Origin of the sequence: Acinetobacter sp. NRRL B-65365, from assembly GCF_001605865.1 — a bacterium.
Lineage (GTDB): Bacteria > Pseudomonadota > Gammaproteobacteria > Pseudomonadales > Moraxellaceae > Acinetobacter > Acinetobacter vivianii.
The window spans coordinates 1-23,551 of record NZ_LRPD01000020.1; the positions used below are offsets into that span (position 1 = coordinate 1).

Annotated in this window: 21 protein-coding genes and 1 pseudogene; 15 read left to right on the forward strand and 7 right to left on the reverse strand. The window is 41.9% G+C overall.

Features of this window, described 5'->3' with window-relative positions:
- Positions 1-326 precede the first annotated feature (326 nt).
- Both AWW72_RS09225 and AWW72_RS09230 read left to right on the forward strand, forming a co-directional pair.
- Positions 327-3,131 (forward strand): M66 family metalloprotease, encoded by a 2,805-nt coding sequence (locus tag AWW72_RS09225; RefSeq protein ID WP_062847140.1) that lies wholly within the window; start codon positions 327-329, stop codon positions 3,129-3,131.
- Positions 3,132-3,317: 186 nt separating this feature from the next.
- Positions 3,318-4,577, forward strand: a complete 1,260-nt coding sequence (locus AWW72_RS09230) for a hypothetical protein (RefSeq protein ID WP_062847141.1) — start codon at positions 3,318-3,320, stop codon at positions 4,575-4,577.
- A gap of 56 nt (positions 4,578-4,633) precedes the next feature.
- Here the strand turns inward: AWW72_RS09230 and rpsT are convergent, their stop codons facing one another.
- Positions 4,634-4,900 (reverse strand): 30S ribosomal protein S20, encoded by a 267-nt coding sequence (rpsT, locus tag AWW72_RS09235; protein ID WP_004771687.1) that lies wholly within the window; start codon positions 4,898-4,900, stop codon positions 4,634-4,636.
- A gap of 212 nt (positions 4,901-5,112) precedes the next feature.
- Here rpsT and AWW72_RS09240 point away from each other — a divergent pair, with 212 nt between their 5' ends.
- From AWW72_RS09240 to AWW72_RS09260, 5 genes are all read left to right on the forward strand, one after another.
- Complete coding sequence (locus tag AWW72_RS09240) at positions 5,113-5,778, forward strand: NAD-dependent epimerase/dehydratase family protein (RefSeq protein ID WP_062847142.1); 666 nt, start codon at positions 5,113-5,115, stop codon at positions 5,776-5,778.
- Between the two features lie 12 nt (positions 5,779-5,790).
- On the forward strand, positions 5,791-6,303 hold the full coding sequence (gene rraA, locus AWW72_RS09245; protein ID WP_005257007.1) for a ribonuclease E activity regulator RraA: 513 nt from the start codon (positions 5,791-5,793) through the stop codon (positions 6,301-6,303).
- Between the two features lie 12 nt (positions 6,304-6,315).
- On the forward strand, positions 6,316-7,104 hold the full coding sequence (locus AWW72_RS09250; protein WP_062847143.1) for a glutathione S-transferase N-terminal domain-containing protein: 789 nt from the start codon (positions 6,316-6,318) through the stop codon (positions 7,102-7,104).
- 115 nt (positions 7,105-7,219) lie between these two features.
- A complete protein-coding gene (locus tag AWW72_RS09255) occupies positions 7,220-7,573 on the forward strand; it encodes a hypothetical protein (protein ID WP_004771691.1) in 354 nt (117 codons plus the stop codon).
- A 123-nt stretch (positions 7,574-7,696) separates the two neighbouring features.
- Positions 7,697-10,204, forward strand: coding sequence for a tetratricopeptide repeat protein (locus tag AWW72_RS09260; RefSeq protein WP_062847144.1), 2,508 nt, complete (start codon positions 7,697-7,699; stop codon positions 10,202-10,204).
- A gap of 81 nt (positions 10,205-10,285) precedes the next feature.
- On the opposite strand, the gene AWW72_RS09265 is transcribed toward AWW72_RS09260, so the two are convergent.
- On the reverse strand, positions 10,286-11,818 hold the full coding sequence (locus AWW72_RS09265) for an acetyl-CoA C-acetyltransferase (protein ID WP_062847162.1): 1,533 nt from the start codon (positions 11,816-11,818) through the stop codon (positions 10,286-10,288).
- A gap of 223 nt (positions 11,819-12,041) precedes the next feature.
- Here AWW72_RS09265 and AWW72_RS09270 point away from each other — a divergent pair, with 223 nt between their 5' ends.
- From AWW72_RS09270 to AWW72_RS09280, 3 genes are all read left to right on the forward strand, one after another.
- Positions 12,042-13,433: a 3-oxoacyl-ACP reductase gene (locus tag AWW72_RS09270; protein ID WP_004771693.1), complete on the forward strand. Its 1,392-nt coding sequence runs from the start codon at positions 12,042-12,044 to the stop codon at positions 13,431-13,433.
- Between the two features lie 65 nt (positions 13,434-13,498).
- Positions 13,499-14,353 carry a MaoC family dehydratase gene (locus AWW72_RS09275; RefSeq protein ID WP_062847145.1) on the forward strand — a complete coding sequence of 285 codons (855 nt, stop codon included), beginning with the start codon at positions 13,499-13,501 and terminating at the stop codon, positions 14,351-14,353.
- An 80-nt stretch (positions 14,354-14,433) separates the two neighbouring features.
- On the forward strand, positions 14,434-15,687 hold the full coding sequence (locus tag AWW72_RS09280) for a serine hydrolase domain-containing protein (RefSeq protein WP_062847146.1): 1,254 nt from the start codon (positions 14,434-14,436) through the stop codon (positions 15,685-15,687).
- Here AWW72_RS09280 and AWW72_RS09285 read toward each other — a convergent pair.
- Together AWW72_RS09285 and AWW72_RS09290 are read right to left on the reverse strand one after the other, a co-directional pair.
- Positions 15,684-16,202: pseudogene (locus AWW72_RS09285) on the reverse strand (GNAT family N-acetyltransferase). The gene AWW72_RS09280 and the pseudogene AWW72_RS09285 sit on opposite strands and share 4 nt — an antisense overlap.
- 12 nt (positions 16,203-16,214) lie before the next feature.
- Positions 16,215-16,799, reverse strand: a complete 585-nt coding sequence (locus AWW72_RS09290) for a TetR family transcriptional regulator (RefSeq protein ID WP_062847147.1) — start codon at positions 16,797-16,799, stop codon at positions 16,215-16,217.
- A gap of 126 nt (positions 16,800-16,925) precedes the next feature.
- On the opposite strand from AWW72_RS09290, the gene AWW72_RS09295 reads away from it, so the two are divergent.
- Positions 16,926-18,416 carry an MFS transporter gene (locus tag AWW72_RS09295; RefSeq protein WP_005257014.1) on the forward strand — a complete coding sequence of 497 codons (1,491 nt, stop codon included), beginning with the start codon at positions 16,926-16,928 and terminating at the stop codon, positions 18,414-18,416.
- Between the two features lie 42 nt (positions 18,417-18,458).
- Here AWW72_RS09295 and AWW72_RS09300 read toward each other — a convergent pair whose 3' ends face one another.
- Complete coding sequence (locus AWW72_RS09300; protein ID WP_062847148.1) at positions 18,459-19,052, reverse strand: Maf family protein; 594 nt, start codon at positions 19,050-19,052, stop codon at positions 18,459-18,461.
- Complete coding sequence (locus AWW72_RS09305; RefSeq protein ID WP_004771704.1) at positions 19,052-19,435, reverse strand: DUF2237 family protein; 384 nt, start codon at positions 19,433-19,435, stop codon at positions 19,052-19,054. The genes AWW72_RS09300 and AWW72_RS09305 overlap by 1 nt, the downstream gene beginning before the upstream one ends.
- A gap of 140 nt (positions 19,436-19,575) precedes the next feature.
- Between AWW72_RS09305 and AWW72_RS09310 the strand changes: the two genes are divergently transcribed.
- Together AWW72_RS09310 and AWW72_RS09315 are read left to right on the forward strand one after the other, a co-directional pair.
- Positions 19,576-20,763, forward strand: a complete 1,188-nt coding sequence (locus tag AWW72_RS09310; protein ID WP_062847149.1) for a phosphoglycerate kinase — start codon at positions 19,576-19,578, stop codon at positions 20,761-20,763.
- A 153-nt stretch (positions 20,764-20,916) separates the two neighbouring features.
- Positions 20,917-21,147 carry a hypothetical protein gene (locus AWW72_RS09315; RefSeq protein WP_062847150.1) on the forward strand — a complete coding sequence of 77 codons (231 nt, stop codon included), beginning with the start codon at positions 20,917-20,919 and terminating at the stop codon, positions 21,145-21,147.
- A 48-nt stretch (positions 21,148-21,195) separates the two neighbouring features.
- Here AWW72_RS09315 and AWW72_RS09320 read toward each other — a convergent pair whose 3' ends face one another.
- Complete coding sequence (locus AWW72_RS09320) at positions 21,196-21,579, reverse strand: hypothetical protein (RefSeq protein ID WP_005257017.1); 384 nt, start codon at positions 21,577-21,579, stop codon at positions 21,196-21,198.
- A gap of 254 nt (positions 21,580-21,833) precedes the next feature.
- Between AWW72_RS09320 and AWW72_RS09325 the strand changes: the two genes are divergently transcribed.
- Together AWW72_RS09325 and AWW72_RS09330 are read left to right on the forward strand one after the other, a co-directional pair.
- Positions 21,834-22,412, forward strand: a complete 579-nt coding sequence (locus AWW72_RS09325; RefSeq protein ID WP_004771710.1) for a nitroreductase family protein — start codon at positions 21,834-21,836, stop codon at positions 22,410-22,412.
- Positions 22,413-22,459: 47 nt separating this feature from the next.
- On the forward strand, positions 22,460-23,533 hold the full coding sequence (locus AWW72_RS09330) for an NAD(P)H-dependent glycerol-3-phosphate dehydrogenase (protein ID WP_062847151.1): 1,074 nt from the start codon (positions 22,460-22,462) through the stop codon (positions 23,531-23,533).
- Positions 23,534-23,551: the final 18 nt, after the last annotated feature.

A 23,551-nucleotide genomic window follows, 5' to 3' on the forward strand; every position in this document is an offset into this window, starting at 1 on the left:
TTATTCAAGATGCTCTCCAGCATGCGTTATTTAATTATTTATATACACTTCAATTTAAATTAATTTTATTTTCATAAAATAGCTTATTTGAGTTATAAAAATGTAGTTGTACATCGGTCTGGCATTGTTGTGGCTTTGATTCTGTATCAGCGCTTATTATTTTAAAATTACAATAAATTAAGCATACTATTTCAATGTTAAAAATTAACTTCACATTCGATCATTTAAATTGTTAATATTATAAATATATGATTTATATTAATTTTAATTAATTAACAAAATTTATCATTAACGATAATTTGACAAGTTTTTCTTGGGGAAATGTGATGCAATTACAACTTAAATATTTAACGGTCTGTTTACTGTCCATGATGGTGGTTGCCTGTGGTGGAGGTTCTTCAGATAGTACAAGTGGAACAAATCATACTGAGCCGCCGAAGAATGATAATACGACCGCGGGAAATGGGAACCTAATTCCAGATAATGGAACCAGTGAGTTGCCGGGTGATGGAACATCTGAAACACCGAACCAAAGTGAAGATACGACGACAGAAACCCCATCGATTCCTCCTGTTATGGAAAAGTATCCTGAACCCAACAAGGATGTGATTGATGAAGCTGTCTTGGGCTTTTATGATTACGATAAACTCGGACTGCCACGATTATTACGCAATGATTTAAATGGCAGTTTTGCCGCGATGCTGCAATTCGCACAAAGCCATGTGGTTAATCCTAAGAATAATGAAAAAGATTCAATGCCACGCCTAACCACGGAAAAAGATGCGTTATTGCTGGTTACTCCATTGGCGGAAATGGGGGATTTACAAACATTACAAGTCGAAATTTATCAGGGTAATCAACTACTCCGAACCGTTAAATTGAAAGAGCCGTCGAGAATTGCAGCTTCGGATCAATCCAATACAGATGGACGTCCGCCTGTAAGTTATTCAAAGCGAGCATGGACAGTTGCCTTGAAATGGCATGAAATCCGAGCAGGTCTGCATCTTCGCGTGATTGATCCGCTGAATAATCGTAGTGGTGATTTAACCGCGGACAATATTGATTTAGCCGCGCCGGGTGAATTGGTGGTGCAGAATATCCGTTTAGGCTTATTAACTGATCCGCCGAAATCTATGGGTCATTATATGCTGCTTGAGCCTGCAAAAGCAGGCACTGATTACTTTCAGACTATTCCTGCTGCACGTATGATCGTCGCAAAATATGATGATTTAAGACTCAACAAAGTTATGGTTGCAAGTGGTGTTATTTATGATACAGCCAGCGCAACTACGGGTGATGTGTATAGCGGTGATATGCGTGAGAATACCGCCAAGTCGACTTTTGGAGTGGGGATTAATCTGGCCAACTGGGGCATCACCAGTGCTTCAATGGCGAGTCAGGAACAACCTCAATTGACTCAAAGTGTGGTAGCGCATTATGCACACGGCAAATATAGCAACGGTGAGGCCACCCATGGCTTAAGTGGTGGTAATGGTATGTTGACCTTGATCGATTCTGTGGGCAATGAATTTAGCCATGAAATTGGCCATCATTATGGGCTGGGGCATTATCCTGGTGCTGTGGGTGAAAATATGTTCTGGGCTGCACATCATGCGGATAGTGGTTGGGGCTATATTGCCTTTAGAAATAAAATGCGTGGCAACCTCAATTGGACCAATACCAATTTAGGTGATGGGGCCAATGGTGTACCAAACTTCCTGAATAAATATGCCTATGGTTGGGATGCAATGTCGGGTGGCGCAACGGCAAGCAGTATTTCTAGGTATACCCATTACACGGGCTATAGTACTTCTCTAAAAATTCAGCCTGCTTTTGATCGTTATGTGTGGGATGCCAATTCGCCAACAGGCTATAAAAAATGGAATGCAACAACGCGGATGATGGAAGTTGCGCAACCTAAAACGCCAAATTCAAGTAACGTCTGGTATAACCGTGCTGATGGTAACTATCTAAAACCAAGAATGTTCGGCGTACCTGTGTATACGATCTTGGGTGGGTACGATCCAGTCGCACAAGTTGGTCTGATCTATCCAGCAGCAAAAGGAAATTGGGGGAATGTATTTGACTTGCCACAAGTGAATCCAAATGCTACAACCGCAAATTGTTGGTTGAATGTGCGATTTGCTAGTGCAAGTCAAAATATCGCTTTGGCACCGCAGCGCATGAACGGCAATGCCAATAAGTTCCATATTAATCTGGCACAAAGTGACGCACCCCAGCAAGTCAATCTTTACTGTAAAAAAGCCGACCAAGCATCGGCGGTATTATTGTCTAGTTTCGCGATCCCAGCTAACAAGACTGCTTTAGCACCAGCCATTGAAATTGGTAAGGATGCAGAATATTCAGCTTTAAGGGCGCTTGAATTACCTCAACTGGAGCAGGCTTTACTTAATAATAAGAATAAGGCTGTTGTAAATCTTTCCCCTGAATCTAAATTGCTGTTTGATTCTTATAGAACCTTTAAAGATCAGTTATCACCAGAAGCACAAACTGAAATGGTGCGTTATACTCAGCAGCAGATTAAGCTTTATCGTTTAAATCGCTGGATCAATGTGTATCGCTCAAAATTGACCAATTTAAATGCCGATGCATTAACTGCATTCCGTGCTTTTGTTGAAAAGTTAGAACTCAAAGGCGATTTGAATTTTGTATCAAGTACCAGTTTATTAAACAGAACCAATTGTTTAAAAGCTGAGAAGTTGGCGAATGGTGACTTAAATGCATTTATTAGTGGATCAACAGGCTGTGTCGGCAATGATTCCGAAAAATGGATTTATGATGCATTGGGTAAAATCCATAATAAGCAATATATTGACCAATGCCTAACAACCACGGCTGGGAATGTCATTAATCTCATGTCTTGTAGTGCAGCAAACAGTCAGGTGTGGGAGCTTGATACTGCGGCGCAAGCGATTAAGCAATCGAATCAGTGCTTCGATTTGGAAGGCGGCTATTTAACTAATAATCGTGCACGTCTAATTCGCTATCGTTGTACCAACGGCGCCAATCAAAAATGGAGCATTCCAGTGATGAATAATAGTTTAGTACTTGCTGGTTTATCTGCTAAGAATTTACCAGTTGCGGCTAAGGCTTTAGCCGTGAGTCCTTAATCACCATAAGATTTAATCTGAATTTAATAAATAAAAATATGGAGCGCTTCGGGGCTTCATATTTTTTATCACTCATCATATGTCCTAAAAAGTTAAAAATAATAAAAACTGGTCTTTTAAAATTGGTCTTTTTTCGTCATGATATGAAAATAAAAAGAGAAAACTGACACATAATTGGATAAAAAGATGTTATCAAGCACAATTTATTTATGGGAGCCTGAGATTTTTACAGGCAAAGTGCCCGCAGAAGATGATTCTCATCAAGTTGCTTTTGAGTTGCATCAGCAGTATTGCAACATTTCCAGTCATGGCAAAACTTTGCAGGCATGGTTGCTATTATTTTCCAATAAAATTTGTGATCCACAATATCAGGCCTATTTCTCTGAGCCTACTCAGCTGTGGGTCGAAAAGATCAAGCAGCAATTTGCTCAGGGCATAGGCGCAAGTGTGCGTTTAGATGCATTGATACAAGAAGCTGAAAATGATGCGGTGTATCGGGTCTTTTATGAAACGGTTCAAGAAACGGGAATAGGGTTTTATGAGCCGAATTATAATGTATGGGCGATTGGAGAATTGCAGTCTCCAGAAAATGCAGTGTCGCATATGCTGCAACCTTATTTGTTGGAACCATTGGAATTAAAACAAATTCAGGTTGTCGAAGAGGTGAAATCACCTTTGCAAACAGGCAATTTTGATATTCCGCATAATATGGCTGCTGCTGAGCAACTGATTAGCCAATGGTTTGAGCAGCAAGAAGATACGCAACATCTCAAACTTGATGTTTTTAATGTGGCACATGATTTTATTTCAAACTGGGGAAATATCGGTCGACCAGAATTGGCGCTTGATACAGGCTATCGTTGCTTTTTATTGACTCAAAGACAGCTGGGCGTGTTTTATCAATTGAAGATGGTACTTAGGAAATTGACCATTAGCCCGATGCTGTCTTTTGCAATGGATTTTACCGATCGTTTTATTCCTGATCACTTGCAAGAGCAGCTATCTGAACGTTTGATTTTTCGGCTACGTTCGATGGATGTCCATCAACATTCTATCGGGAAGCATACTTCTGAGCCTTGTTTCTTTTTAACGGGGCGTTGGGAAAGCAAAGACAATATTCAGGATTTCTTCCAAAATTTAGATGCTTATATCCATTTTATCTTTTCAAATGTAGGGCACGGTAAACTGGAGACCTTACAAGCGTGGGCATATGGAGATATGCCAGCAGACTTTACGGTGGATCTGGATTTTCGTTTTGAGTTAATGATGATTGCACTGAGTCAGGATCATGATTATTTAAATGAGCGCTATCAGTTTTATAAACAGGCTTTTACACAACACAATGCGCGTACGCGTGATCTGGGATTGCTTGAGGAGAGTTATACGTTTTGCCAGAAACTGATCATGATCGTGAAAGAGGCGGGAACGGGGTTGCAACCTTATTAGAAAAACTGAAGACAATAAAAAAGCCCGAAAACTCGGGCTCTTTTATATGCATCAAATTAGTTAGCTAATGCTTTAACTTGAGCGTTCAAGCGGCTCTTATGACGAGCAGCTTTGTTTTTGTGGATGATGCCTTTATCAGCCATACGGTCGATTACAGGAACAGCTTTTTTGTAAGCTTCTGTAGCAACAGTATAATCACCAGCAGCGATCGCATTTACAGTACGTTTGATGTAAGTACGAACCATAGAACGCAAGCTTGCGTTGTGTTTACGTGCTTTAACGTTTTGACGAGCACGTTTTTTAGCTTGAGCAGAGTTTGCCACTCGTGCACTCCTTGAAAATAAGTTGGTCTGGGCGGGCTGAAGTTAAAACCAAAAAATATTGGCAACATTCACCAGCCCGTAAACAAGTGCCATATTTTGAGGAAACTAAGCCCCGAAGTCAAGTCTTGTGATACTTTTAAGTACATTTAACAGATGATAATCGTGCAAGAAAACGTTACATTAAGCCTAGTCATAGCTTGGAAGAATTAAAAATGAGAATAGGTGATAAAAAAGCAATTGTAATTGGTGCTACAGGATTGGTTGGTCAGGCCTTGGTGGATGAGCTACAACAAGCAGAAGATTTTAGTTCGATTACCGTTGTCGTCAGAAAAAAATCAGAAACATTAAATGCTTATAGTAAGGTCACCCAACTGATTCTGGAAGATTTTCTGTTATTGAATGATGAAGATGTTAATGCCTATACCCATGCCTTTAGTTGCTTGGGAAGTACCATTAAACAGGCGGGTTCTAAAGACGCTTTCTATGCAATTGATTATGAAATTAATGCGCATTTTGCTGATCTGGTTCAGGATAAAAATATTCATTTATTAATTGTGAGCGCGTTGGGAGCGAACGCAAATTCGCCAATTTTCTATAATAAAGTGAAAGGTGAACTCGAAAACTACCTCAAAAGCCTGTCAATTTATAAGCTATCGATTTTCCAGCCTTCGCTTTTAATTGGTAAACGTAGTGACGTGCGCTTGCTAGAGGATCTGGCGCAGACTGCATTTAAGCTGGTGGAAAAAACGTGGACTAGGCCGTTTAAACTTAAACCTGTTACCGCTGAGCAATTGGCGCATACTATGCTGGTTGCAGCACAAACACAGACTGCCGCATTTAAACTGTACGATAACCTAAGCATACAACAAAGCAAATAATGGAGAATTTCAGTGACGACAATTCCTTTTGTAACTTGTGATTTGTTAGATGATAACCCTGAAAAAGAGCTACAAGTGGTCATCCCATCTTTAGATGGTAAATTCTTTAAAAGCTATGGCGCACGTAAAACCTTTGGTGGTCAAGTGGTTACGGTAAAGTGTTTTGAAGATAACTCGCGTGTGAAAGAACTCTTGGCAACGGATGGTACAGGTAAAGTACTGGTGGTTGATGGCGGTGCATCCATGCGCTGTGCCCTGATGGGAGATATGATTGCCGAGTCAGCAGTGAAACATCACTGGAATGGGGTGGTCATCTATGGCTGTGTACGTGATGTCGATGCGATTGCAGAACTGGATTTAGGCGTACATGCATTGGCTGCAATCCCGCAAAAAAGTAATCGCAAAGGCATAGGTGAAGTCGATGTCAGCTTGTATTTTGGTGGCGTGACAATCAACTCAGGCGATTATATCTACGCAGATAATAATGGCATTGTGATTGCAAAAGAAAAATTAGTCGACTGCTAAAAGGATAGCGCCATGCTGAATAGGGTGAATCATCAACTCAAAGTTTTACAATCTGTTGTTGCCAGTGTGATTGAAGGTGGACGAGGTGCAATGGGAACACCATTTCCAAATCAACCTGCAAAAGCAATAAAACTCTATGAGTTTGAAGGTTCACCGTTTTGCCGCCGTGTCCGTGAAGTTATTACTTTGCTGAATCTGGATGTGGAAATTTATCCATGTCCAAAAAGCGGTCAAAAATATCGCCAGATCGTGAAAGAAAAAGGTGGGAAGAAACAATTTCCTTTTTTAATTGATGAAAATACAGGTGACCAGCTATATGAGTCACAGGCAATTATTCATCATTTGTTTAAACATTATGGTAAAACAGGCCAAACACCGAAAAAATTTAGCCATTATCCAAAACTTCCCTATGTATCTGCATTGGCGACAGTCGCCAATGCGGCGCGTGGGGTCTGGATTAATCAGCAGATTATTGAGCGTCCAGCGCCAGCGCAGTTATTGGAACTCTGGAGCTTTGAGGCAAGCCCTTATACTCGTTTGGTACGAGAAGTCCTGACTGAGTTAGAACTTCCCTATATTTTGCATAATGTGCCGAAAGAGCGTTGGCAGGACATGGGGCCAGCAATACTGCGTTTAAAACCGGGGAAATATATTCCGCTACCAAATGGTAAGCGTGAAAAAGTGGTTGAAGTGATGGGGCGTGATATTCAGGTGCCGTATCTGGTCGATCCGAATACAGGTGTAAAAATGTTTGAATCTGCCAAGATTGTGGAATATTTAAAGAAACAGTACGGAAAATAATTGTTGGAAAAGCATCTTTTAACAGATGCTTTTTTTATATCTGCTGATGCGAAGGTTGCTTCAATAATGGGTTTAGCGGTTTAATACAGTTGAAAAATAGTGATGCGATCTCGAAATGTTAAGCCAATTGACCAACTTATTTAAAAGTTCTAAAGAAACACCTGAGCAGTTATTTTTAAAAGAACATGCTTTGACCTTTGATGCTGAACAAGGGGCGATTTTGGGCGGGGTAGTGCTGAATGAGTTAGGGTTTCGTCTAGAGTATTTCTCAAACCGAAAGTTAGATCGATTTGATGATCTGGAAAAGTTATTTCGGATTGCACCGCAAATTAATGAAAAGATCGATCTGGAAATTCATTCACAACGTTTTGTTGAACGGTTGGGAAATAATGAAGAAAATCTCAAAGAACTTAAGCAAGCGATTAAAGTTTTAAATGATTATTATGTGAAGTTTAAACGGGCGAGATAGAGTAGTATAAGTGCAACACCATCTATCAAATAACCAACACATATAAGGCGTGGCTACAAAAGTGTAGTCTTACCCTATATTCGGGTATGAACTTCAATAAAGATAATAACTAGAGACAAATGCATGGCACATCGAATTTATTTATATAATGTTAATAAAGATAAACAGCATAGCGATTTGGGCTATTTAGGTGAGTGGAAATATGAAATTCCACAGTTGTTACTTCCGCTGTTTTTTGCACAACCTTCCCGTAAGGGGCATTTGCTGTACTTTGACCGCCAAGGTGGTATTGAGTACTTACAACGTTTTTACCATTTATTAAATGAACAATATCAATTCAGTGAACAGGCGGGCTGTGTAGAGGCCCAGCAGACCATGTTCGAGCTGTTACAGCACTTGCCTTATGAGCAGCTTGAAATGGATGCCACTGATGTCTTTAATATGAATGAGGACAGTCATCGTCAGCAGGCACAGCAATGGCTTGAAGACATCTTGGAGAAAAAAGCCTTGTATGATCAGGCTCTGGAGCAGCGGGATTTAACTGTTCTGGATGTGGTATTGGCCAGAACGGGCTATGAAAACTTTCTAGATATTTTACAGACAGACTGGGTGCAATGGGGATTGGGCTATTGGGAAGAATCACTTTATCGCGATGCATCGGAAAGCTTTGAGGAAAATGGCCTATGGGGACTCAGAAACCGTCAGGGAGAAGTTGTTCTTGCACCGCAGATGAGCGAGATCTGGGCGTTTAATGATGAGGGAATCGCCGTATTTGAGCGCAATGCACAATATGGTTATCTCAATCATTATGGGAAGATTCTGCTCGAAGCACAGTTTACGGATGCTTATGATAGTTTTCAACTGGAAGGTAAAAATTATGCAGTGGTTCATCCACAGGAAAAGCCGGAATTAGAAGGCCTAATCTGTGTGGAAGATGGTCAATGGATGATTCCAGCCTGCTACGAAGCAGTAGAGCAGCTACTTTACTCGGACGTTTTTAATGTGTTTAAAGCAGGTCAGTATCGCCTGGTTAATCTCCAGCATCAGGCTATTGTCGCTGAATCATCGGATCATCCTTTCGATCTGGATTATTTAAATGAACAGGTTAAGCTGTATTACTGTACACAAAAAAGCTCGGCAAAGAGACGTTATTTCCTGAGTAACGGCAGCTATCTGGGAGAGTATATTGAAGATGTACTGCAACCACTCAGTAATGGCTATTTATGGGTCAAGCTGAATAAGTTCCAGCGCAAGATTTGTGTATTAAAACCAAATGGCGAGTTACTGATTGATGATATTGATCAGCTGAAGGAATGGTCGGGTTATGGTTATCGTAGTTTTGCTTATCGCAAAGACAAGCAATGGTATGTCTATCAGACCGAAACCCATTGCTTTTTGTTAGCGCAAGGCATGGATAAGCTGATTGAGGGGGAATATCTGCATGAACTCGAGGATATTTATCCTTTTGAACATGCAGGGCAATATGGTCTGTTCGATGCCAAGCAACAGCGATGGCTGATCCCGCTTGCCAATCAGTTTGAGCGTATCCAACACGTCAGTCACGGCTTGTTCCAGTGCATCACGACAGCGGGAAGCTATTACTATGATGCAAAACAAAACATGCTGGGAACAACAAGTTTTGATTATATCGCGCCGGCAATTGAGCGTTATGACCCGGAACAAGGACTATTAACTTTATTCAAAGCGCTGAATGTATTTTTTATCAACCCGCAGCGTCAACTGGTACAAGCTGCCCCTGATCAGATTGCCCAATTTTATCTGCGGCGCTTTAATTTCCAAGGCAAGGATTTAAGATTTTTCGAGCAGTTCTATTCATACTGGAAAGCCGCCCAAGGCCATAGCTATTTTGGCCAGCTGAAGGTCAACACCTTGTTGAAAATGGCGAAATATTTTGAAGAATATCATGATATTGCGCAAGCCATAGAATATTATCAGGCTGCTGCGGATCAGGGGGATAGTGAGAGTATGGTGGCCTTGGGCCTGATTTATAATAACGGTGAAGGTGTGCAGCAAGATTATGTGCGTGCCCTGGACTATTACTGGCAAGCTGTGCAACTGGACAATTCGTGGGGTTGGAACAATCTAGGGTGTATGTATCTTAACGGGCATGGGATTGAGCAGGATGTCCAGCTAGCGATTGAATGTTTTAACAAGAGTGCACAATTGGGTAACGGGCAAGCCTGCAAAAATCTGGCAGGGTTTTATTATGATGGGATTGACGTTGAACAGGATCTGGCGCTTGCCGCAACATATTATCAACGTGCCGAGCAGCAGTTTTATTTCAGTGGGGAACAGCTTGCTGATATCTACTATCAACAGGCGGCATATGCTCAAGTTGCCAAGCTGATTAAGCGTGATAAAGACGAAGCATATACGGCGATCTATTATGCACTGATGTATGAAGCAGGGCATCAGTTTAAGCAGAATATTAAAAAGGCCATCCAATATTTTGAAAGGGCATTGCAGTATGCTGATTATCCTTATGCATTGAAGCAGTTACTGCATTATTATGCTGAATCTGAACAGTTTAAAAATCCTGAAAAATATCAGCATTGGCAGGAATATATCGTAAGTAATGCTATACAACTTGATGAATCTGCATCTGATTAAGCAGGGCATAAGCGCAGTAAAGCACTGAGCAATAAAAAAGCTGAATCATTTGATTCAGCTTTTCCGTATATTAACGAACGATTATTTTTCAATAATCGCTGTGACACCTTGACCGCCAGCAGCACAGATCGAAACAAGAATGCGACCTGAACCTTTTTGATTTAAGATTTTTGCAGCAGTTGCGATGATACGACCGCCAGTTGCAGCGAATGGATGACCCGCAGCTAAAGAAGAACCTTTAACGTTGAGTTTGCTACGATGAATTGAACCTAAAGGTGCATCTAGACCTAAACGCTCTTTACAGAATTTTTCATCTTCCCAAGCTTTCAAAGTAGAAAGCACTTGTGATGCAAATGCTTCATGGATTTCATAGTAGTCGAAATCTTGAAGTTTAAGGCCAGCACGCTCAAGCATACGTGGAACTGCATAAGCAGGTGCCATCAATAAGCCTTCTTTCTTACCCACGAAATCAACCGCAGCAGTTTCAGAGAAAGTCAGGTATGCAAGCACTTCATGGCCGTTTGCTTTTGCCCATTCTTCTGAAGCTAAAAGTACACATGATGCACCATCAGTTAACGGCGTAGAGTTACCCGCTGTCATAGTTGCAGCTTCGCCCTTACCAAATGCTGGCTTTAATTTCGCTAATTTTTCAGCAGTAGAGTCAGCACGTAAGTTGTTATCACGGCTTAAACCCAAGAATGGCGTGATTAAGTCATCAAAGAAACCTTCTTCGTATGCTTTTGCCATTTTTTGATGAGAAGATGCAGCTAAAGCATCCTGATCTTCACGTGGAATACCCCATTCAAGCGCAGTGATTGCTTGATGGTCACCCATAGATAAACCTGTACGTGGTTCACCATTTTTAGGCGCATCCATAAGGTCTTTTACATTGATTTTTGCTAAAGCTTTTAAGCGGTCTTTACCTGTTTTGGCAATGTTCAGTTCAAGAAGTGCTTTACGTAAGCCATCACCAAAAGCGATTGGCGCGTCAGATGTTGTATCCACACCGCCAGCAATACCCACTTCGATTTGACCCAAAGCAATTTTGTTTGCAACCAAGAACGCTGCTTGTAAGCCAGTACCACATGCTTGCTGAATGTCATAAGCCGGTGTTTCTGGTGCAAGTTGCGTGTTTAACACACATTCACGTGTCATGTTGAAGTCACGGCTGTGCTTTAATACCGCACCCGCAACCACTTCACCTAGGCGTTGACCTTGCAGGTTGAAGCGCTCAACCAAACCGTTTAACGCAGCTGTAAACATGTCAATGTTAGAAGCTGTGAAATAAGCGCCGTTAGAGCGAGCGAAAGGAATACGGTTACCGCCGATAATGGCAACACGGCGCACAGTGTTTTGGCTCATGGTTTTATCCTGTTGAACAGAAGGTTTGGTTGTTTTAGCTGCCGCTGCTTTTGTCGTTGTAGAAGCAGCGCTTTTTGTAGTACTCGCACTACGGCTGGTAGAACGGGTACGCGTTGTCTTTGGTGTCGTCGTTGCTGCTTTTGGAGTAGTGGTCGCAGTTTTACGTTTCGTAGTCGCTGCTTTTGATGTATTTGACACAGTCTCCTGAGCAGAATTGTCGACTGCTGGATTTTCTTGAGTTGTTTTGCTCATAAGGCTTTTCCAAGCATAATTGCGATATTCTTGGTACAAACATACCATATTTTCAATACTGCTGTATTGACTAGAATGACGCTTGAGACCACATTCAGGTCAAGACATCCAGACATGAACTCAAGTATGATTTGTAATGAGTCAATCAGACATTGATTTCATGCCATATCCCAACATGATTCATGTGTTTGTAACAAATTCATTTGTATGAGAGATAATAACCATGACTGATCAGTACCAAGCATTTACACAATCACCTTTAGGTAAATTTGTTGTAAAAAATTTAGGTCTACCATCACCAGTAACGCTAGATCGTTTTGAAAGTGCTCAGCCTGTTGTGAATGGAGCAGTATTGCTTGGCGCAGCACCATCAAGTACGGTTTCTGGTGCGATTGCTCAAGTTCTTAGCAATATTCATGCAGATAGCTATGTCGGTAATAATGTTGAATTACAACAAACTGCTGCAAAAGTCGGCTTAAATCTTCGTCCATTGAATGCCGATGATAAAGAATCTAAATTTAAAGCCGTTGTATTTGATGCTTCTGGTATTCAGGATTCTGAGCAGTTGAAAGAGTTGTATAACTTCTTCAATCCAATCGCTCGTCAAATCTCAAGTTCAGGCCGTGTGATTGTGATCGGTACCACACCTGAAACTGCAAAAACAGTCAAACAGGCGATTGCACAACGTGCGCTTGAAGGTTTCATCAAATCTGTTGGTAAAGAATTCAAAAAAGGCATTACTGCTCAAGTCGTTTATGTCGACCAAGGTGCAGAAGCAAACCTTGAATCAACTTTACGTTTCTTGATTTCACCACGTTCTGCTTATGTATCAGGTCAGGTGATCCGCGTATCTAAAGCTGATGTGGCTGATTTAGACTGGGCGAAGCCACTTGCGGGCAAAACTGCATTAGTGACTGGTGCAAGTCGTGGTATTGGTGAAGCGATTGCGCATGTATTGGCGCGTGATGGTGCACATGTCATTTGCTTAGACGTTCCACAACAACAAGCCGATCTTGAGCGTGTTGCAGGTTCAATTGGCGGTTCAGTATTGGCAATCGACATTACGGCTGCTGATGCGGGTGAAAAAATCAAGACTGCTGCTGCAAAACAGGGCGGTTTAGACGTGATCGTTCACAATGCAGGGATTACCCGTGACAAAACTTTGGCAAATATGAAGCCTGAGCTTTGGGATCTTGTAATTAACATTAACTTGTCTGCAATTGAGCGTGTTAACGATTACTTACTATCTCATGATGGTTTAAATGCAAATGGCCGTATCGTTTGTGTATCATCAATCAGTGGTATCGCGGGTAACCTCGGTCAAACCAACTATGCAGTATCTAAAGCAGGTGTGATCGGTCTGGTTAAATTTACTGCCCCGACATTGAAAAATGGTATTACCATCAATGCAGTTGCACCAGGTTTCATTGAAACGCAAATGACTGCTGCGATTCCATTCGCGATCCGTGAAGCTGGTCGCCGTATGAACTCAATGAACCAAGGTGGTTTACCTGTAGATGTTGCGGAAGCAATTGCGTGGTATGCGTCTACTGGTTCAACAGGTGTGACAGGTAACGTTGTTCGCGTCTGCGGTCAAAGCTTGTTAGGTGCTTAAGCATTAGGGTTTTGAAGAGGGGTGCTTGTGCATCCCTTTTTTATAAAAATATTGAAAGGTTTATTATGAATACACGTCATTTTAGTCAGTTGCCAAAACCTTATTTAGCTTATCCAAAAGTCATTCAAGGTCTCATTTTCAAAAAGCCACAAGGTGAGAAGGTTCTGCCACAAGTTGAGTATGTGGTTGATACACTTAAAATTGATACCAAACATTTAGAAAGCTATAACGAGATTTGTGGTTTTAAAAATGATGGTTTCGTACCTGCAATTTATTTAGCGGTTTTGTCTCAAAGTCTGCAAATGCACATGATGACCAGCGAAGCTTTCCCATTCCCGATCTTGGGTTTGGTGCATATTCGTAACCAGATTAAGCAGACACGCAAAATTGGTGTGAATGAGCAAATTACGCTGTCTTGTAAATTTGGTGAACTGAAACCGCACGACAAGGGTTTACAATTTGATTTCATCACAACTGCGAAAGTTGCTGGTGAAGTGGTGATGGAAAGTCTAACCACGTATTTATCGCGCCAGAAAACTGAGAAAAAAGCAGATGAGAAGGCTAAAGATACGCAAGAACCAGCTTATCAACCACAAGCAGAATGGAATATTTCAGAAAATACAGGTCGTCGTTATGCGGTGATTTCTGGTGACTTTAACCTGATTCATATTCACGCTGTAACTGCAAAAGCATTTGGTTTTAAACAGGCAATTGCACATGGTATGTGGAGCAAGGCCAAAGCTTTGGCGAGCATTGAACTTCCAGCAGCTTATGAAGCGGATGTCTGGTTTAAATTGCCAATGTATTTACCTTCAACGGTTGAGTTTTTAACTGCAGCTGAATCAACGCAAACTGATTTCTTGATCCGCAATGTGAAATCTAAAAAGCCGCATGTGGCTGGTACAGTGAAAGCACTTTAATACATTTTTAAATTAAAAATGCTCCCTGTTGTTCGCAACAGGGATATTATAAAAACATAAATATCATAAGGAATTGGGCTTTGATTAAAGAAATTTTATTTGCCGATACGCATCATTATCATGGCAGTGTTGATGAGCGCTTTATTGACTTAGCTAGCCAATTTAGCCGTCTACAAGATGCCCGAAGCCAGCAAGGCGGCGCGGCATTGGTGGTGTATTTCCAAGGTCAAAAAGTCGTTGATATTTTTACGGGTAAAAAATCTCAAGAAGAAGATTGGCAATCAGATACATTAGCGATGTGTTACTCAACGGGTAAAGGCATTCTTGCAACCCTTGCGCATATTCTGGTGAGTGAAGGTTTACTTGAGTACGATCAACCTATTGCGCATTATTGGCCTGAATTTGCTCAAAATGGCAAAGCCAATATTACTTTGCGTCATGTTTTATCGCATCAAAGTGGCTTGTTTGATATTCGCAATATGATTGATGCCGCGACAGAAATGCTGGATTGGTCGCATATGCTGGATGTGGTTGCAGCGGCAACACCGCGTTTTGCGGCAGGACAAAGTTTTGCCTATCAGCCTTTGACCTATGGTTGGATTTTGGGTGGTGTGATCGAAAAAGCAACCAAGCAGCCATTAAACTGGTTAATGCAGCGTTATCTTGTACAGCCTCTTGAACTGGATGGGGCATATTTCGGCACGCCTCCTTCAGAACTAGATCGTGTTGCGCGGTTATTGGTGAAGCCAAAAGCCCCAACCTCGACTAAGCCTCAAACCAAGAAAAATAATCAACCACGTAAAGCATCCTTATCAGAAAGATTATTAGAGCTTTCAGGGCAAAACCCTCAGGATTTTCAGGATGCTATGATCCCAAAAGGGATGCGCAATTTTAGCTTCTACAGTGATGAAGGATTACAAGCCGTTATTCCAGCAGCCAATGGTGTATTTACTGCGGATAGTTTAGCTAAAGTATATGCAATGCTGGCCAATCAAGGGCAATGGCAGGGGCAACAATTCATTCGTCCAGAAGTATTTAAGCAACTCAGTGCGGTACAAAGCAAAGCACGTGATCGAGTGATGCCAATTCCAATGCATTGGCGATTAGGTTATCACCGTATTTTAACCATGGGCAAACGTGCGCCACATGGCTTTGGGCATGTGGGTTTTAATGGTTCAGGGGCATGGTGTGATTTTGATCGTGAATTGAGTTTTGCTTATACCCATAATTTTAACGTGACCTCCGCAACAGGGGATTATCGTCTGTGGGGTTTGAGCCAAGAAACCTTGCGCTGTGCCGATGCAATTTTAAATGGCCGCAAAGGCTGGTTCTAATTCGTATCATCTTGATAGGGTGGAACATGATAAATCACTGCCTCATATTTTCGTTCAGTTTTGTATCCAGCAACAGTTCCACCTAAAAATTCAGCCAGTTTACGACTGTGCTGATTTTCGATTGCAACAGGATATAAGAAATATTGGGCAGAGATATGTGCAGAAGTTCAACGAAAAACTTCTAAGAGGCCTTCTTTGGCAAAGCCTTGATTATGGCAATCTTCCCGAATCCATAAGCCCAATTCGGGTGTTGCAGTATTTAAGTGATGGATGCCAATTAAGCCAATAAATTGCTGATTTTCTTTATTACGTAATACAAAATGGTGATCCGTACGTTTTGTTTCTGAGATAAGCCATGTTTGCCCAATCTGTTCGATTTCTGCAAAGCTTTGTGCTGGCTCCCATGTCATATAACGCGTTATAGTTGTGGTTACACAAGGATAGATATCGGCTAGATCATCTATTTGAAATAGAAATAAATCCAGTCTTGGTGTTTGTAATAAGGGGTGTCTCATTGTTTTCTCATTTTACTTTTTAAACAATTCTGCCTGAATGATGGCTTCGGTATGACGCTTAAAATCAGCTTCATTTAAGCCAGTCAGCCCTAATTTATAAATTCCTTCCAGACCACATACAAACGCAATTAACCGCCATGCGATGTCATGGCTATTGGTCTCAAAATGAAACTCGCCCTGTGCTTGGCCTTCATCTATCATACGCACAATAGAACGATGCCAGTCCTGCATGGCGATGTTGTAAGCCTGTTTTATTTCTTGATCCTGATCAATGAGAACTTCGGCTTCATTCCAGAGTCTTAAATAGGGTTGAATCTGCTCAATATTTTCGCAACCCAATAACAGGGAGAGGCGCTGTAAAGCGTTGGCTGTGCTGACCTGATTTTCAATTTCGTCCAGTTGTTGCATCAGTTTGATAAATGCTTCTGCTTTTAAATGTGAACTGGAGACAAAATGATGATGCACTTGTCCTGTCGAGGTTTGCGCTTCGGTGGCAATACGGCGTACGGTCATCGCAGAAAAACCTTCGTTTAAAGCGACTTGCATGGCCGCCTGTAAAATCATTTCACGACGTTGTTCGCGATTTAAATAAGCCATTCTTTGTTTGCACCTATACCTGCATATAAAACGGAAACACACTACTCCAAATTTTAAAGTTGGACAGGTGTTCAATTTTGGTTATAATGACAGCAATTTGAACAATTGTCCAATTTAGAGGCATTTATGTCACGCAAGTGGTTAATTCTTGCAATCGTTGTATTGATCTATCTCCCTGTATCGATTGATGCGACCGTTTTACACGTGGCGACACCGACGTTGAGTGAGTCACTTTCTTTATCAGCAAATGAATTGCTGTGGATTATTGATATCTATTCCTTGGTCATGGCGGGCCTGATTTTACCGATGGGTGCGTTGGGAGACCGTATTGGTTTTAAACGGCTGATGATTATTGGCGGGATCTTATTCGGTCTGGCGTCACTGGCAGCTGCATTTTCTTCTACTGCTTATGCCTTAATTGGTTCACGTGCGTTATTGGCAGTGGGTGCGGCCATGATTTTGCCTGCGACTTTATCTGCGGTCCGTAATACCTTTCTGGATGAGAAGCAACGTAACTTCGCACTTGGAATCTGGGCAACTGTCGGCGGTGGTGGTGCAGCCTTTGGCCCATTATTAGGTGGTTTCTTGCTGGAGCATTTCCATTGGGGCGCTGTGTTCCTGATTAATGTTCCGATTATGCTTGCTGTGTTGGCTTTAACGGTATTTGTGATTCCAAAACAGGCTGGGCAACCAAAGCAGAACCTTAACTTGTTACAGGCGCTGGTTTTGGTGGTGGCCATTCTGAGCATGATCTATGCGGTGAAAACCGTAATGCATGGGTTTAGCATCTGGTCGGTTTTAATCTTTGCTGTCGGCTTAAGTTTGCTGGTGGGCTTTGTCCGCAAACAGCTCACGTCAACGTCTCCAATGATTGATATCCAATTATTCAAACACCCTGTTATTGCGACAGGTGTGGTGATGGCAATTGTTTCCATGATGGCGCTGGTCGGCTTTGAATTGCTGATTTCACAAGAACTGCAATTTGTTTACCAACTTTCACCATTGGCAGCAGGGGCATTCATTTTACCGTTTATGGTTGCGATTAGTTTAGGTGGCCCAATTGCCAGTATGCTGGTCAATCGTTTTGGACTCCGTTCAGTCGCATCGCTCGGTATGTTGATGAGTGCGGTAAGTTTGTGGGGATTGGCAAATACTGATTTTATGCAGGCGAAGATGCAAGTCTGGAGCTGGATGGTTGTTTTAGGTTTAAGCGTGGAAATTGCTTTATTGGCTTCAACCTCTGCGATTATGTCTTCAGTGCCACCAAGCAAAGCGACGGCAGCAGGGGCAATTGAAGGGATGGCCTATGAGCTGGGAGCAGGTTTAGGAATTGCTTTTTTCGGTCTGATGTTGTCATGGTTCTATGCCAACTCGATTGTAGTACCAACCGAAGTGCCGCATCGCATTATTGAACAGGTGAGTAGCTCGATTGGAGAGGCGGTTCAAGCTGCCAAGCAATTACAACCTGCGATTGCTGAACATGTGATTACGGCTGCAAAACAGGCCTTTAGCCAATCACATCGTTCCGTGTTGAATGTCGCTGCCTTGTTGTTCTTGATTTTGTCGATTTTTATTTGGTTTGCATTGCCAAAAAGAGTCACGGTGGTCGAGGAATAATGATTGCCCCTGATCTAAATTGAGTTTAGGTCAGGGCATTTTTTAAGGAACATTTATCCCAAACTCACGTAAAATCTTACACAACTGAATCATCGGTAAGCCCATCAATGTGGTTTGATCATCACCCACCATTTTCTCAAATAAGCTAATCCCCAAGCTTTCACATTTAAAACTTCCCGCACAATGTAAAGGTTGATCTATTTCAATACAACGCTCAATTTCCGCCAATGTCAGCTGACGAAATTTGACTTGGTAATGTTCAACCAGTGTGGTTTCAAAGCCAGATTGTAAATGTTGAACACTGAGCGCGGTGCTGAAAAATACAGTTTGACCTGAGTTGGCCTGTAATTGCTGAATGGCATTTTCAACGCTTAAAGGCTTGCCAATAAAATCATAGGGAGCATGTTCACGCCAAGCCACCTGATCGGAACCAATCACAATCGCATCTGGATGTTGCTGAGCGATCACAGCTGCTTTTTCAAAAGCGAGACGTTTAGCCAAATCATCGGCATGTAATTCACCTGTTGCAGATTCATCAATATCAGGGGAAATACAGCGATAATTCAGCCTTAAACGATCCATGAGGTCTTTACGGGTTTGGCTGCTTGAGGCCAGAATCAGTTCATACTGGCGCATTACACTGCATATTCCACAAGGATATTCAAAGGAACATAATGCAGAACGGCATTGTGGCAGGCATTCAACTTAATAGGAGGTGCTTGTCCTGCTTGATATGCTTCGACCCAACGCGTCACACAGATACACCAAAAGTCACCCGGTTTAAGCCCGGGAAAGCCGACTTCTGGTAACGGTGTGATCAGGTCATTGCCGACTTTTTGTGAAAAATTCAGAAATTCAGAGGTCATTTGTGCGCACATGGTGTGTTGACCTGAGTCGGTGACCGCCGTGTGACAAAAACCATTACGGAAATATCCGGTCAGCGGATCATAACAACAGCTGGCTAAAGGTTCGCCAAGTACATTTAAACGATTAATTTTAGGATCTGGATGAATAGACATAATAATAATAAAGATCGGGTGACGCTGATTATCATAATCAAAAGTGACGGCTTCGGCAGCTTTTCTGCAAAAAAACTCACCTTTATTTCAGAGAATCATTTAAAATTGTGCCGTTTTTAAAATCAACTAGAGAGCCATCCATGAATTTTCAGCGCATGACTGATCTTGATTTAGCAGGTAAACGTGTCCTTATTCGTGAAGACTTAAACGTTCCTGTAAAAAATGGGGAAATTACCAGTGATGCACGTTTACGTGCTGCATTGCCAACCATTAAAGCTGCTTTGGAAAAAGGCGCGGCAGTAATGGTATTTTCTCATTTGGGTCGTCCTGTAGAAGGTGAGCCAAAACCAGAACAATCACTTGCACCAGTTGCTGCTTATTTAAGCAAAGCTTTAGGTCAAGACGTTAAATTATTCACAGACTATTTAGATGGCGTGGACGTTGCAGCGGGTCAGGTAGTATTGCTTGAAAACGTGCGTTTCAACCACGGTGAAAAGAAGAATAACGAAGAACTTGCAAAAAAATATGCAGCGCTTTGTGACGTATTTGTTATGGATGCATTTGGTACAGCGCACCGTGCAGAAGCATCAACTGAAGGTGCAGCACGTTTTGCACCAATCGCAGCAGCAGGTCCATTGTTGGCTGCTGAATTAGATGCGCTTGGTCGTGCAATGCAAACTCCAGAAAAACCAATGGTGGCAATTGTTGCGGGTTCTAAAGTATCAACTAAACTTGATGTATTAAACTCATTATCAACAATCTGCGATCAATTGATCGTTGGTGGTGGTATTGCCAATACTTTCCTTGCGGCAGCGGGTTATAACGTTGGTAAATCACTTTACGAAGCTGATTTGGTTGAAACAGCAAAACAAATTGCTGCAAAAGTGAGTGTGCCATTACCAACTGATGTTGTGGTTGCAGATGCAAGCCAAATCAACTTTGAAGACTTCTTGGGTTCATTGGCAAACGCACAAGCTGTTGTGAAAAATGTTGCTGATGTGACCGATACCGATATGATTCTGGATGTTGGTCCTGAAACGGCTAAAGCATTTGCAGAGATCTTGAAAACTTCAAAAACGATTCTTTGGAATGGCCCAGTAGGCGTATTTGAAGTGGATCAATTCGGCGAAGGTACGAAGGCTCTTTCTTTGGCGATTGCTGAATCTGCTGGTTTCTCGATTGCAGGTGGTGGTGATACATTGGCTGCGATTGATAAATATGCAGTTGCTGACCAAATTGGCTATATCTCAACGGGTGGTGGTGCCTTCCTTGAGTTTGTAGAAGGTAAGACTTTACCTGCGGTTGCAGCTTTACTTGAACGTGCTTAATCAAGATTTAAACTTTTGATTAGTCACGAAAATATAAAAAAGAGTCGATTTAAATCGGCTCTTTTTACTTTTGTACAACGTTGCAGTCATTAAAGTGTCATATATCTGAAATATGCTTGTCACAAGTTAACCAAGTTACTGTGGAAAGCCGTGATGAAATTTAAATTAACCCTTGCCGCGCTAATCATTGCTCCAATCATGCTGACTGCATGTGCAAAGAAAGAAGAAGCGAAGAATGTTGAACAGCAAGATCAGGCTGCTTCTGCTGCTGTAGCAACTCAAACGACGCCAGAGCAACAAGCTGCAATTGATGCAATCGATAAACCGAATTTAGATGAACATAATACTGATGTTGCAGAGGTTGCTGCGAGCGAAGGTCACTAAGCAATCCAGAAAATAAAAGCCGATGTAGAAACATCGGCTTTTTTGTTTTTAAGCGTTGGCTTTGCAATAGAAGGTGAGAGTGGTCTGGTAATCATCATCTTTGGCTAAAGAAGCATTTTTACCAGTAATAGTACCAATCACACCTGCGGCAGCTTCAACCATCTTGCCCGTCTGCTCATCTACAACACCTTTCAGTACACCTTGATAAGCTGTTTTTTCATCTACAACAACAGGCGAGGTATTGCGAGTACAGGTTTTTTGGGCAGCGCTAATCGCATTATTTTTAGCGATCAAATTTGTTTTACCAATGCCTGTTACTTCATATTGATTATTTTCTTTTTGAATCGCTAATGTGTTGGTCGGGGTAGATGCACATGCAGTCAGACCCAATGCTAAGCCGCCAAGTAAACTCATGATGAAGGTTTTTTTCATTGCTTGTTCTCAAGTGGTTACGTAATCATATTATTTGAACATATAATTTTTGAGTGCTTTGGCAGGTTATGTACAGTTTGTGCAGAGACTCTGTTAATTTTGTCAAATGAATGATGAGCTTAGCAATGATGATATTTTCATTTACTGACAAAAAAGCAATATAAGCAGCAGAGACAAGCATGAATTAGGCATAGTGGAAATCATTCAGATTATGCTAATCTAGCGCCATCCTTGTGTTAGTTAGATTCATTTCAATGACGGACTCAAATATAGAGACAATTCATCAAAATATTCATCAACGTCAATCTATTGGTCAACTTATTGAGCCAGCGCCAAATACAGAACAACTCGAAAAAGCAGTACAAGCTGCGTTGACAGCACCAGATCATCATCGTTTAAAACCTACCCGTTTTGTGATCGTTACACCTGAGCAACGTGCTGCTTTTGGTGAGCATCTGGCCAAAGCTTTGGCAGACCTCGGAGAAACAGAGCCTGCACAGCTTGATCGGGTGAAACAGCACCCATTCCGTGCGCCGTTGCTGGTTTTAGCTTTAACGACCCTTCAAGATCATCCCAAAGTACCGCACTTTGAGCAGATCCTGAGCACGGGTGCAGCGATTCAGAATTTCTTGTTATCTTTACAGGCACAAGGGTTCGCAACCATGTGGCGTTCAGGTGCTGTGGTTGAGTCAAACTGGTTAAAACAACAGTTAGGTTTAAAAGAGCAAGATTTAATTTCAGGTATTATCTATATCGGAACTGCGGCAAAGGCGATTGCTCCGCGTGCAGAAATAAACAGTCAGGATTTTGTCAAAGTGTGGCAAGCAAACTAAGCTCGGTTTGTAATGATTAAAGAAAGAAATAGGTTTCAGGATAAAAAATGACAGAGTTAAAATTTAGCGATTTAGTTGAACCCGTGGCTGTAGATCAAAAAACAGCATTAAGAATTACAGTGTTGGGTGGCGGTAGTTTTGGTACAGCCATGGCAAATCTAGCAGTGCGTAATGGTTGCGATACCATGATCTGGATTCGTGATGCTGCGGTGGCGGAAGAAATCAATCAAACTCACGTCAATAAACGCTATTTGCCTGATTTTACCTTGGAACCAGGATTACGTGCAGTTGCCGATCTGGAGCTTGCTGTACGTGACCGTGACATTATTCTGGTGGCGATTCCGAGTCATTCCTTTCGTGATGTGTTAAAGCAGATTGCGCCATTTATTACCTCTCAGGCGGTGATTTCATTAACCAAAGGGATTGAGGCTAAAACCTTCAGTTTCATGAGCGATATCATTCGTACAGAATTACCAGAAGTACCATACGGTGTGTTATCGGGTCCAAATCTTGCCAAAGAAATTATGGCGGGGATGCCATCAGGCACTGTAATTGCCAGTGATTCTGAACTGGTTCGCTATGCAGTTCAGCACGCGTTACACAGCGCCTTATTCCGCGTGTTTGGTAGCGATGATGTACATGGTGTGGAATTGGGCGGTGCACTGAAAAATATCTATGCCGTGGCGATGGGGATGGGTGATGCATACAAGATTGGTGAAAATACCAAGAGTATGATCCTGACGCGTGCTTTGGCTGAGATGAGCCGATTTGCGGTAAAGCAGGGTGCGAATCCTTTGACATTCTTAGGCTTATCGGGTGTCGGTGATTTATTTGCGACCTGTAATAGTCCGTTGAGCCGTAACTATCAGATTGGCTTTGCTCTAGGTTCAGGTAAAACACTGGATCAGGCGACCAAAGAACTGGGACAAACCGCTGAAGGGATTAATACCATTGTTCAGGTGCGTACCAAAGCACAAGAGCTGGATGTGTATATGCCAATTACCAATGCACTGTATGAAGTGATTTTTGAAGGCGCACCGCCAATGAATATTGCGCTGTCTTTAATGAAAAATGGTCATCGTAGTGATGTTGAGTTTGTTTTGCCTCATCATGAAGTCTAATCAAAAAACTGTCATCTA